Source organism: Paraclostridium dentum (assembly GCF_012922555.1).
Classification (GTDB): domain Bacteria; phylum Bacillota; class Clostridia; order Peptostreptococcales; family Peptostreptococcaceae; genus Paraclostridium; species Paraclostridium dentum.
Window position 1 is genome coordinate 48680 of the sequence record NZ_WIPK01000002.1, and the last position, 12585, is coordinate 61264.

Genomic DNA, 12585 nt, shown 5'->3' on the forward strand with positions numbered 1-12585 from the left:
AATTTGGAAAAAACGTTAATTATAATAGATGGAAATTCAATTGTTAATAGGGCATTTTATGCATTGCCTGATTTAACTAATAAAAAAGGGCTACATACAAGTGCAATATTTGGTTTTACAAATATGCTATTTAAGTTGATAGATACATATAAACCTACACATATTAGTGTTGCATTTGATAAAAAAGCTCCGACTTTTAGACATTTAGAGTATAAGGAATATAAAGCTGGAAGAAAAAAAATGCCAGATGAATTAAAACAACAGTTAGAGCCGTTAAAAAATTTATTAGATGCATTTAATATAAATCGTTTAGAAATTGAAGGATATGAAGCTGATGACATAATAGGTACTGTATCTTTAAAAGCAGAGCAAGATGGATATAAAGTTTATATAGTCACAGGAGACAAAGATGCAATTCAATTAGCTTCAAAGACTACAACTACGCTTATAACTAAAAAAGGAGTAGGAGAAGTTGAAGAATATGATTTCAATGAAGTTGAGGAAAAGTATGGAATGACACCTACTCAATTTATAGATTTAAAAGGGCTTATGGGAGATAAGTCAGATAATATACCTGGAGTCCCTGGAATTGGAGAGGTTACAGGTATTAAACTTATAAAAGAATTCGGAAGTATTGAAAATATAATAGAAAATATTGATTCAGTAAAAGGAAGTCCTAGGAAAAAAATCGAAGAAAATAAAGAGCTTGCTATAATGAGTAAAAGGTTAGCTACAATAATTAGAGATGTTCCAATTGATTTTGATTTAGATAAACTTGAGTTTGGAAATTATGATAAGTCAAAATTAATAGAGGTATTTAATGAACTTGATTTCAACAGCTTAATAGCTAGGTTGGATTCAAATGCAGAAGAATTAAAAGTAATAGTAAATAAACTTGAAGACGTTAAAGAATTTATAAACAAAGCAAAAAATAGTAAAAAGCTAATATTAAAAACTATTTCTAAAAGCGGAAATATTCTAGAAAAAAACATAATGCAAATTTATTTGAGTGTTGATGGAGAAGAATTATTTTGGGCTGATGAAAGTCAAATAGATGAAATAAAGGAACTATTAGTAGATGAAGATTTAAGAGTTTATGGATATAACTTAAAAGAAGATTATATAGCTCTAAGACCTTATGGAATATCTTTAAGTAATATTTACTTTGATATAGCTATAGCAGAGTATTTAATAGACTCTAGCAGCTCTAACTATACATATGATTCAATTGCGATGAACTATTTTGGACAAAAAATAAAATCATCTGAAGAATTGTTAGGGAAGGGCGTTAAAGCAAAAAAATATGAAGATCTAGAAAAAGAAGAACTAGACAATACAATTGGAAGCATAGTTCAATTAGTTGAAAAAGTAACTCCTAAAATGGAAGAAAAATTAGTTAATATGGATATGGACGGTCTGTTTTACCATGTAGAAATGCCTTTAGTAGAAGTGCTCGGATATATGGAGTATGAAGGTGTTATGGTAGATAAAGATAAATTAATAGAATTAGGAGAAGAATTTAAAATATCTATAGATAAACTAGAAAAAGAAATATACAATCTTGCAGGAGAAGAATTTAACATTAATTCTCCAAAACAGTTAGGTGTTATTTTATTTGAAAAATTAGAACTTCCAGTAATTAAAAAAACTAAAACAGGATATTCAACTAATGCTGAAGTATTAGAACACTTAAGTGATAAGCATGAAATTATAGACAAGATAACTGAATATAGACAAATTGTAAAGTTAAAATCTACTTATGTAGACGGGCTTATAAATATAATAAATCCTATAAGTCACAGAATCCATTCATCATTTAATCAAACAATAACAACAACTGGAAGGATTTCATCTACAGATCCTAACTTACAAAATATACCTGTAAGGTTAGAATTAGGTAGAAATATAAGAAAAGTATTTATAGCAGATAAAGGCTTTAAATTAGTAGATGCAGACTACTCACAAATCGAATTAAGGGTTCTAGCACATATGAGTCAAGATGAGCATATGATAGATGCATTTAACCATAACGTAGATATTCATACTAAAACTGCATCACAAGTATTTGGTATTGATATAAATAATGTAACAAGTGAGCAAAGAAGTGCCGCAAAAGCAGTAAACTTTGGTATAGTATATGGTATAAGTGATTTTGGATTAGCTAAAAATTTACATATACCAGTTAAGGAAGCAAAAAACTATATTGATAGTTACTTAAATACTTATGAAGATATAAAATCGTATATGGATAGTACAATTGAAGAAGCAAAAGAAGATGGATACGTAAAAACTATTTTAAATAGAAGAAGATATATACCGGAAATAAAATCTTCTAATACAATACTTAAAAATTTAGGGAAAAGATTGGCTATGAATGCGCCGATACAAGGAAGTGCCGCTGACATCATAAAAATAGCTATGGTTAATGTGTATAAAAAATTAGAAGAAAGAGATTTGAAATCCAAATTAGTGCTTCAAGTTCACGATGAACTTATAATTGAATGCATTGAAGATGAATTAGAAGAAGTATCTAAGATTGTAAAAGATGAAATGGAACATGCTGTATCTATGGATGTTAACTTAGATGTAGATTTAAATACCGGAGACTCTTGGTATGAAACAAAGTAGGTGATAAGATGTTGGTAATTGGACTAACAGGAAATATAGGCTGTGGAAAAAGCAGTTTGTCAAAAATTCTAGAAGAAAACTATTTTGATATAATTGATGCGGATTTAATATCTAGAGAAATTATGAATAACAGTGATTTACTAAAAGAGGTATTTGATACTTTTGGTGATAATATAAAAAGAAACGATGGAACTCTGGATAGAAAAAAACTTGGTGAAATAGTTTTTAATGATGATAAAAAGTTAATTGAATTAAACTCACTGACTCATCCGGCTATAAAGAAAGAGATAATAAAAAAAATAAATAACATAAAATCAAATAATAAAGATATTGCGATAGTTGATGCGGCTTTACTAATAGAAGGAAACTTTTTAGATTTGGTAGATAAGTTAGTTGTTATTACATGTAATGAAAATATTCAACTAGAAAGAATAATTAACAGAGACAATATTACAAAGAATGAAGCTATGAGTCGTATAAATTCACAAATGAGTCAATCTGAAAAAATTAAATTTGGAGATTATATAATCGATAATTCAGGGGATAGAGAGAAGCTAATCTATGATGCAAGTAAACTAATAACACATATAAAGGAGAAATGGTGTGAATAAAAAAAGATATATAACTATATTTATAATCTTTATGTTGTTAGTTTTAGGAGTAATATCAATAAGACAAAAATTGGTGTTAAAATTATTACATCCGAGATTATACGAGGAATATGTAGAGACATACTCTAAAGAGTTTTCAATAGATGAAAATTTAGTATATAGTATAATGAAAGTAGAAAGCAAATTTAACAAAAACGCTATATCCAATAAAAAGGCCAAAGGATTGATGCAAATAAGTGATATAACTCAAAAATGGGCACAAGATGAGTTGAAATTAGGAAAAGTTGATATATTTGATCCTGAAACTAATATAAAAATAGGTTGTTGGTATTTGAGTAAGTTATATAAGGAATTTAATGATTTAGATTTAGTTATAGCTGCTTATAATGGAGGATCAGGGAATGTAAATAAATGGTTAAATGATGAAGCTTATAGTAAAGATGGTAATAAATTACATGAAATACCATTTAATGAAACCAAAAATTACTTAGGCAAAGTTAAAGAGAACTATATTATTTACAAGTCATTGTATGGAGAGGAAGAAGCTAATGAAAAGAATTAAAGTAGTGACGGTTATTATGACTATTATGCTTGCTGTTTCTGGGTGTGGCAAAAGTGATAGTAACAAAGACAAAAATGAAAAGCAAAATGTAAGTGAAAACAATAATTTAGAATATATACATTTATCTATGGTAAATCCTGAAACAATAAATCCTATAAATAATAACAATCAATCTGTTGGATATATTTTAGATTTAGTTTATGATAGCTTATTTACAATAGATAGTAACTATAATGCCGTTCCACAATTAGTAGAGGAGTACTCTATGGCATCCGACGGTAGAAGTATAAATATAAAATTAAAAGATGTTAACTGGCATAATGGTAAGCCTGTTACATCTGATGATGTAGAGTTCACAATAGACTCAATAAAGAGGTCAGAAAATAGTTCGTATAAACCTTTAGTTGAAAATATATCATCAGTAACTTCTACAGATAATAAAAATTTAACTATACACTTTACTCAACCATATGCATTTTCTATAGATAATTTAATATTTCCTATAGTTAGTAAATCAGAATTAAGTGGATTAAATGCAGCAGAGTCAAAAGATTATAAAAATAACATGGTTGGAAGTGGAGCATATAAAATATCTAAATTTAATAAAAAATCTAATATGGTATTAACACTTAATGAAGATTACTATGATAAAGAGAAAATAAAAGATGCAAAAAAAGAGATTAATGTAATGATTGTACCAGACGAGGCAGCTCAAGTTTCTATGACTTTAGCTTTATCAAGTGATATAACTAAGGTTGGAATTAGTGATTTAAGTGAATTCCAAGAAGATGAATTTAAAATTACTAATTATGAAGGAAGAGGATATGAATATATGATATTTAATTATAGTAATCCTATAATGAATGATATCAATTTTAGAAAAGCAATTTCATATGGTATAGATAAAAAGAAAATTCTATCAGAGGCTTATTTAGGGAATGTATCAGATGTTAATTTCCCATTACATTCTAAGTCTAAATATTATGATTCAAGTATAAAACCAATAGGATATAATGTTGAAAAAGCTAAAGAAAGTTTAGGCAAAATAGACATAGATAAAGTTAATTCTAATGCTGCAGGTAAAGATGATACTTCTAAAAAAGAAGAGAACAACAAAAAAGAAGAAACTAATAAAAAAGAAAATGAAGCGAATAAAGAATCAAAAGAAGCTAAGAAAGCAAGAGAAGAAAAAGAAAAAAGTGAGAAATTAAAAGAAGCTATTAAGAATTTAAATTTAAAAATAGTTGTAAATAAAGAAAATAGTGAAAGAGTTAAAGCTGCCCACTTAATAAGAGAAAACCTAAATGAGATGGGAATAAAATCTACTGTAGAAGAACTTGAAGGTGATGCATTAGCTCAAGCATTAGATAAAAAGGAATATGATTTAGCGTTAGTTGGATGGGAATTATCATCAGTGCCAGATGCTACAGATATAATAAACTACAGTGGATACACTAATGAAAAATTAACGAATTATCTAAATTCATTAAAAAGTTCTAAGAGTGTAGATGATACGAAGAGTATATATAAATCTATTCAAAAATACGTTAATGACAATGTAGCATTTGTAAGTTTAGGTATAACTGATGATTATTTAGTAACAAATAAAAGAATAACAGGAAATTTAAAACCTAATGACTTTGATATATATGAAGGTATATACAACCTAGGTTTTAAAGAATAATATATAGGGGTATATAAGAATTAAGATTTTAAAAATACAGAGGTGATAACATATGAGAAAAAAATTATTAGTAGATGGAATGAGTTGTATGAATTGTGTGAGACATCTTAAAGAAGCTCTACAAGAAGATATAAAAGGTTTAGAAGTAATAGATGTAAGTTTAGAAAATAAATGTGCTTTAGTTGAAGTAAATGATAATGTATCTGATGACATGATAAAAGCAGTAATAGATGATTTAGGATATGAATTAAAAGGAATAGAATAAATAAAAATACCAGTAGGAAACTACTGGTATTTTTTTATGATTAAGAATAATATATCTATTTTAAGTTTTTGAAAACCGTGTCTACTATATCGATGGCTATGTCAGCGGTAATATCATTTTTATCTAATGATGGATTAAGTTCAACTAAATCCATTGACTTAACTAAACCTGATTCTAAAAGTTTAGAAAGAAGATACTTAGATTCATCAACGGTAAAACCATTCTCAACTCTAGTTCCAGTACCAGGTACATATTTAGAATCTATAAAATCTAAATCAAAGCTAATATGTATTGCTTGTATATTTTTACTATGTAAACTAGATAAAATACAACTTATTATAGAATCTAACCCTTTATTAGCTAGATCTTCAGGATAGTACATATTCATATTTGTATTTTGAATAAACTCTTTTTCTCCAGAATCTATATCTCTACCGCCTATATGATAAACGTTATCTTCTGATATCTTAATATTTTCAGTATATAAGTTTTTTAATTCACTATGACCATATCCCATTAAAGAAGCCAATGGCATACCGTGTACATTTTTAGATTCGGATGTTTCAAATGTATTTATATCTCCATGAGCATCAAACCATACCACTGCAAATTTTTTATCAAAATATTCACTAACACCAGAAATACTTCCAAGAGCTATAGAGTGGTCACCACCAACTATAAGTGGAAAATATCCAGTTTTTAAAGATGTATTTACAGCATGTGCAAGATTGGTGTTTATATCTAATAATGGTTTAAAGTACTTCATATCAGAGTGAGAAGCAAATTTTTCGCTTTCATCAACACTTTCAACATATAAATTACCAAGATCATAAACTTGGTGGTTATACTTTTTTATTGTTTGTATGATTCCTTTTTCTCTTAATTTATCAGGACCTAATTGAGGTCCTAATTTATCACAACCATAAAATGTAGGTACTCCTATAATATTTATATTCATGACTAACCCTCCTGTATATCTAATCTCTACCCGTGTTATATTTTACCATAATGAATTTGAGAAAAATCAAATTAATAAAAATTTAGTTTTATTTATGCTATGAAGTTCAATTTCATTAATCGTAAAAAAAAAGACTTCTATTGGGGGAAATAATAGAAGTCTAAATTGGGGAGATTGAGTATGTTTGATTTACATTAATATTATTTGACAAATAAGAAAAATATATACATAAATATTAAAATAAAAATTATATTAATAGATATATAATATGAGATTAATACATATATAAAACTATATAATACTTATAAAAAGAAACTTTTATTGATTGATTGAATATAATATAAGTATCAAAGGGGGGGATATCATGGAGCCTATAGAACATAATGAGGACCTAAAAAAAATTATACTTGATATGACCCAAAAAGAATTTCAAGGCTCAACCTCTAATAAAGGGGCTTTGAGGTATATTGAAGGTAAGATAAATTCGGTTATAGATGAAAGTATAAGTGAGTTTCATGATGAAGATTTAAATGTACAAACATATATAAAAACTTTAAAAAGAGGAGCATATCAACAAAATATAAGTGAGATTGCAAAAATAATTAAAGGCGAAGAAATTTTCAAATCAAAAGCAGAGTTAATAAAATTTGCTAGATATTTAGGAATGAGTGTAAATGCGAAGCAATCATATAAGATACTATTAAAAAAAGTATCGACTAATATATATGAAAATAAAGATTATTACAATAAAAAATATATATACTATACAAAGAAAAACAGCACTTATATATTAGAGCCAGAAAAAATTAAAAATTATCTAATTGAAAATTATAAGTCAAGGGCAAGAAATGATATGAAGTCTATTGCAAAAATCCTAAATATAGATACTAAAGAAGAAGAAGGTGCAGAAGATATACGAAAAAAAGTTATAAACTGCATAATAAAGGATAAACTAAGTAAAATTAAAAACTAAGGCGCTATATATTAGCGTCTTAAGTTTTTTAACAACTAGAATCAATTAGATTTAGGGGATGATTACAAAATGATAAAAAAGCTATGGGCTATAATCTTTATAATTATAATAATTATTGGAAGTTGCTTTTTAGAAGTGAAGAAATTTACACCAAAAAAGGAAGTGAAAATAGTTAGTTATAATATACATAGTGGTTTAAATAAAGATATGTTTCCCAGTTTATTTGATATAATTGATTTTTTAAGAATAGAAAATGCAGATATTATATGTTTGCAAGAAGTAAATGAATCAGCAAAAGCAGGATTTCAAGTAAGTAGTTTAAAAGAAGATTTGGATATGTATTCTCATTTTGGAGCAAATGTAGTTAAATTAGGGGCAAATTATGGACTTGCAACATACTCTAAATACAAAATAATAAGCCAAAACCATATATATTTAAGCAGCAAAACGGAGCAAAGGGGAATGCTACACACCGTGGTTAAATTAGGATTTGGAAGAAAATTAAATATCATAAATTTACACTTAGGACTAAATGATACAGAGAGAGAGAAACAACTAAAAGAAGTAGAATCTTTTGTTAAAAGTTTAGAGGATCCATACATAGTTGTGGGAGATTTTAATGATGGCAATATGAATATAAATGAAGACATTTTTAAAGATGCAGCAACAAAAGTGAATAAAGATAACACGTTAACATTTTCAACTGCATTAGATAGAATTGACTATATTTTAGTTTCACCAGATATTGAAGTTATAGATTACGATGTATTAATGAAAAACATGTCAGATCATTATCCTATAGTATCAAAGTTTAAAATTTAGGAATAAATCATTTTTTTGTTGAATATATATTAGTAAATATATTTAAACGGGGGGACAAACTAATGAATAAGAGAAGAAATATCTATAGAGGTATGAATAGAAGAAGAAACCATATATCAAAAGGTATAACTGTAGGACTAGTTGTAGTCGTATTAGCAGGAGGAGCATTTTTTATAAAAAAATCTGATTTTAGTTTTACAGAAAAGATAAGCAGTTTAAATATTTTCAATAAAAAAGAGTTAGGATTTAAAGAATTTTCATATAAAGACTTATTAGGAAAAGGCGATGATTCGAAAATAGAAGGAAAAACAGCAGGTAAAAGTAAAGATAAAGAAGTGAAAAAAGAACAAGAAGTATCAAATGTTAGTAATGAAAATGCAAAAGTAGCAACTGTTAAAGATTGGGGAATATATTCAATTCAAATAGCTGCAATAGATAATGAAGAAGAGTTAAAGCAAATACAAAATAAATTAAGTGAATTAAAAGTACCATTTTCTACTGTTGAAGTAGACAAAGTTCAAAAGGTTCAAACATATCCTTCATTTAAAGAAGAAGAAAGCAGAAAGAATTTAGAGACATTAAAAAAAGATTTTCCAGATGCTTTTGTAACTAAATTAGAAATACCTATGCTTAGCTTGCAGTATACAGAAAAGTATTCTTATGTAGAAAGTATCTGTGGGGAGTTAAATAATTTAATAACTAACTTTGAAGAAGAATCTAAATTATGGGATAAAAATGAAAGTAATATAGATAAAGAAAACTATAAAAATATAATTAATAATAGATTATCTATTTTAGATAAAGTTGAAAAAAATGCAAAAGATATTGATTATGATGGAATGAAAGGATTTAAGGAAAATCTACTAAAGTATACAGAGTCTGTAAAAGATAAATCAAAAAATAGCATGGAAATGGTAGAAAAAGACCAATTTAATATAAGCGAAAGTTTACTAATGTCATCTATGCAAGGATATTATAGCTTTATAAATTCTATTAAATCTATTTAAAAGTTGTTTAAAAAACAACTTTTTTATTTTGAAAAAATTCTAGAAAAAAGTTGTTTTTTAGATTAAAATTAAGATAATATTTTAACGATTGTTAAAATATTACTATGGATATAGTATACTTATAATAGAAAAAAGTTTAAATTAAGCCATAAGGGGGTAGAAGTATGAAGCTCTTAACTTTCAAAGGAGGGATACATCCTCCATACAGAAAAGAGTATACCAACAGCAAACCGCTAGAAAAAGCTAAAGATCCTAAAGTTGTATACATTTCAATGCAACAACACATAGGAGCACCAGCAAAACCTATAGTAAAATTAGGTGATGTGGTTTGTGTAGGTCAAAAGATTGGTGAAATGCAAGGTTTTGTATCTGCAAACATTCATTCATCAGTGTCAGGAACAGTAATAGGAATAAAAGATATTGACGTTCCTGGGGGAGTAAGCACATGTGTAATAATAGAAAACGATTTCAAAAATACTGTGCACGAAAGTGTGAAGCCTAAAGGGAGTTTAGACAGTTTAACAAAAGAAGAAATAATAGAAAGTATCAAAGAAGCAGGCATTGTTGGAATGGGAGGAGCTACATTCCCAACACATGTAAAAATTTCTCCACCTCCAGATAAAAAGATAGATTTTGTCATATTAAATGGAGCAGAATGTGAGCCATATTTAACGGCAGATCACAGATTAATGATTGAAAATCCAGAAGATGTTGTATTTGGATTACAAGTTCTTATGAAGGCATTAAATGTAGATAAAGGCTACATAGGAATAGAAGTAAATAAGCCAGATGCAATAGAGGCTATTACAAAAGTAGCAAGCAAAATAAATAATATAGAAGTTGTAGGTCTTGAAGTTAAATACCCTCAAGGTGCAGAAAAACAACTTATATATGCTTGCACAAATAGAGAAGTACCATCAGGTGGACTTCCAATGGATGCAGGAGCTGTTGTAAACAATGTAGGTACAGCTGCACAAATAGCAAAAACTATAAAAACAGGTATGCCTCTTGTAGAAAGGATAACAACTATAACTGGAAATTGTATACAAGAACCAAAAAATCTTGTAACTAAAGTAGGAACACTTTTCTCTGAAATTATAGAAGAGTGTGGAGGACTTAAAACTGATAAAAAAGTTGGAAAAATAATAATGGGTGGACCTATGATGGGGATAGCTCAATACACTACAAACATACCTACTAATAAGGGTACATCAGGAATATTATGTTTAGATGAAGCTGAAGCGACTATTCCTAAACCTAATAACTGTTTAAGATGTGGTAAGTGTCTAGATGTCTGTCCAGCATTTTTACAACCGTTATACATAAGTGCATATAGCTTAAAAGGAGATTTTGAATCATCTGAAAAATTTAGAGCGCTAGATTGTATAGAGTGTGGATCATGTTCATTTATATGTCCAGCAAGAAGACCTCTACTTCAATCAATTAGAGTAGCTAAAAAAGAAATAATTGCATTAAAAAGAAAGCAATCAAATAAGTAAAAGTTAGGGGGAAATATGATGGATAATAAACTAATAGTGTCATCTTCTCCACATGTGAGAAGTAATGAAGATACATCATATATAATGAAACAAGTTATAATAGCTCTTTTACCTGCAGCGCTAGCTGGTATATATTTCTTTAGATTAAGTGCTATTAACGTAATGTTTTGGTGCATATTAGGAGCTGTAGGCTTTGAATGGATATGCCAAAAAATAAGCAAAAAAGAATCTACTATTGGCGACTACTCAGCAGTCGTAACAGGATTATTATTGGCATTCAATGTTCCTGCATCTCTTCCATGGTGGATGTGTTTAGCAGGTTCGGCATTTGCAATAATAATTGTAAAAATGGTATTTGGTGGAATAGGAAATAACTTTATAAACCCTGCATTAGGGGCAAGAGCATTCTTACTAGCATCATTTCCAGTAGCTATGACTACGTGGACAAAAACTGGAGTAAACTGGGTTAATTCAGGCAATTTAGACGCAGTTACAACAGCAACACCTTTAGCTGCATTAAAAGCAGGAGCTGAAGGTATAAATGTATTAAACAGTGGTGGAGTAAGCCTTTTTGATATGTTTGTAGGTAATATAGGTGGATGTATAGGTGAAACATCTGCGATATTGCTTATATTAGGAGGATTATACTTAATGTACAAAGGTATAATCAATTACGTAATTCCTGTATTTTATATAGCTACAGTAGCAATATTAATGTTTATATTAGGTGGATTTAATTTTGAGTTTGTAATGTATCAAATGGTAGCTGGAGGACTTATGTTAGGAGCATTCTTTATGCTTACAGACTATACAACTTCTCCTATGACTAAAAAAGGTCAAATTATATATGCAATAGTAGCAGGGATTATAACTACAGTAATAAGACTTTATGGAGGTTATCCAGAAGGAGTATCTTACTCTATACTATTTGTAAACGTAATGACTCCTCTTATTGATAAATACACTAGACCAAGAGTATTTGGGGAGGTGGCTAAATAATGAAGGATATATTTAGATTAGGCGCTATATTATTTGTAATATGTGCTGTAGCATCGCTTATGCTAAGTTTAACAAATAATATAACTGCACCAGTTATAGAACAAAGAAATATTCAAGCTAATAATGAATCTAGACAAGAAGTTCTTCAAGTAGCTGAAGAATTTAGTGAAGTAAAAGATGTAAAGGGTGATTTAATAGAAGAAGTTTACCAAGGTACAAAAGGTGGAGAAGTAGTTGGATATACTATAAAGACAACACCTAAAGGTTATGGAGGTAAAGTTGAAGTTATGGTTGGAATTTCTAATGATGGTAAAATCTCAGGAGTAAAAGTAGGAAACCATTCAGAAACACCAGGACTTGGATCAAAGTCAGCAGATCCTTCATTTAAAGATCAATACAATGGTAAAAGCACTAAAACTCCATTAAACGTAGTAAAGGGAAATGCTAGCAATGAAAATGATATAGTAGCTATATCTGGAGCAACTATAACTTCTAAGGCTGTAACAGCTGGTGTAAATGCAGCTATGGATGTATATGAACAAAAACTTATATCAATTAATGGAACGGGGGAATAAAA

General features: G+C 28.3%; 12 protein-coding genes. 11 read left to right on the forward strand and 1 reads right to left on the reverse strand.

The features are described from left to right. Positions 1-3 precede the first annotated feature (3 nt). From polA to GFJ41_RS06215, 5 genes are read left to right on the forward strand one after another with little or no spacing between them, the layout of a single operon-like run. Positions 4-2628 carry a DNA polymerase I gene (polA, locus tag GFJ41_RS06195; protein ID WP_170074908.1) on the forward strand — a complete coding sequence of 875 codons (2625 nt, stop codon included), beginning with the start codon at positions 4-6 and terminating at the stop codon, positions 2626-2628. Between the two features lie 8 nt (positions 2629-2636). Further along, positions 2637-3239 (forward strand): dephospho-CoA kinase, encoded by a 603-nt coding sequence (coaE, locus tag GFJ41_RS06200; RefSeq protein WP_021428603.1) that lies wholly within the window; start codon positions 2637-2639, stop codon positions 3237-3239. Then, a complete protein-coding gene (locus GFJ41_RS06205; protein WP_021428621.1) occupies positions 3232-3801 on the forward strand; it encodes a lytic transglycosylase domain-containing protein in 570 nt (189 codons plus the stop codon). Before coaE ends, GFJ41_RS06205 begins: the two co-directional genes overlap by 8 nt. Then, the gene (locus GFJ41_RS06210) at positions 3788-5485 is read left to right on the forward strand and encodes an ABC transporter substrate-binding protein (protein WP_035114639.1); all 1698 of its coding nucleotides are present in this window, start codon (positions 3788-3790) and stop codon (positions 5483-5485) included. The genes GFJ41_RS06205 and GFJ41_RS06210 overlap by 14 nt, the downstream gene beginning before the upstream one ends. Before the next feature lie 52 nt (positions 5486-5537). Next, entirely contained in the window at positions 5538-5750 is a 213-nt protein-coding gene (locus tag GFJ41_RS06215) for a heavy-metal-associated domain-containing protein (RefSeq protein WP_035114636.1), read from the forward strand. 55 nt (positions 5751-5805) lie between these two features. On the opposite strand, the gene rocF is transcribed toward GFJ41_RS06215, so the two are convergent. Beyond that, complete coding sequence (gene rocF, locus GFJ41_RS06220) at positions 5806-6708, reverse strand: arginase (protein ID WP_035114634.1); 903 nt, start codon at positions 6706-6708, stop codon at positions 5806-5808. 364 nt (positions 6709-7072) lie between these two features. Between rocF and GFJ41_RS06225 the strand changes: the two genes are divergently transcribed. From GFJ41_RS06225 to GFJ41_RS06250, 6 genes are all read left to right on the forward strand, one after another. Beyond that, positions 7073-7681: a hypothetical protein gene (locus GFJ41_RS06225; RefSeq protein ID WP_035114630.1), complete on the forward strand. Its 609-nt coding sequence runs from the start codon at positions 7073-7075 to the stop codon at positions 7679-7681. Positions 7682-7750: 69 nt separating this feature from the next. After that, positions 7751-8503, forward strand: a complete 753-nt coding sequence (locus GFJ41_RS06230; RefSeq protein WP_081949191.1) for an endonuclease/exonuclease/phosphatase family protein — start codon at positions 7751-7753, stop codon at positions 8501-8503. A 62-nt stretch (positions 8504-8565) separates the two neighbouring features. Next, positions 8566-9510 (forward strand): SPOR domain-containing protein, encoded by a 945-nt coding sequence (locus GFJ41_RS06235; RefSeq protein WP_170074909.1) that lies wholly within the window; start codon positions 8566-8568, stop codon positions 9508-9510. A gap of 164 nt (positions 9511-9674) precedes the next feature. Further along, positions 9675-11009, forward strand: a complete 1335-nt coding sequence (gene rsxC, locus GFJ41_RS06240) for an electron transport complex subunit RsxC (RefSeq protein WP_035114626.1) — start codon at positions 9675-9677, stop codon at positions 11007-11009. 18 nt (positions 11010-11027) lie between these two features. Continuing rightward, a complete protein-coding gene (locus GFJ41_RS06245; RefSeq protein ID WP_035114624.1) occupies positions 11028-12008 on the forward strand; it encodes an RnfABCDGE type electron transport complex subunit D in 981 nt (326 codons plus the stop codon). Beyond that, positions 12008-12583: an RnfABCDGE type electron transport complex subunit G gene (locus tag GFJ41_RS06250; RefSeq protein WP_035114622.1), complete on the forward strand. Its 576-nt coding sequence runs from the start codon at positions 12008-12010 to the stop codon at positions 12581-12583. The genes GFJ41_RS06245 and GFJ41_RS06250 overlap by 1 nt, the downstream gene beginning before the upstream one ends. Positions 12584-12585: the final 2 nt, after the last annotated feature.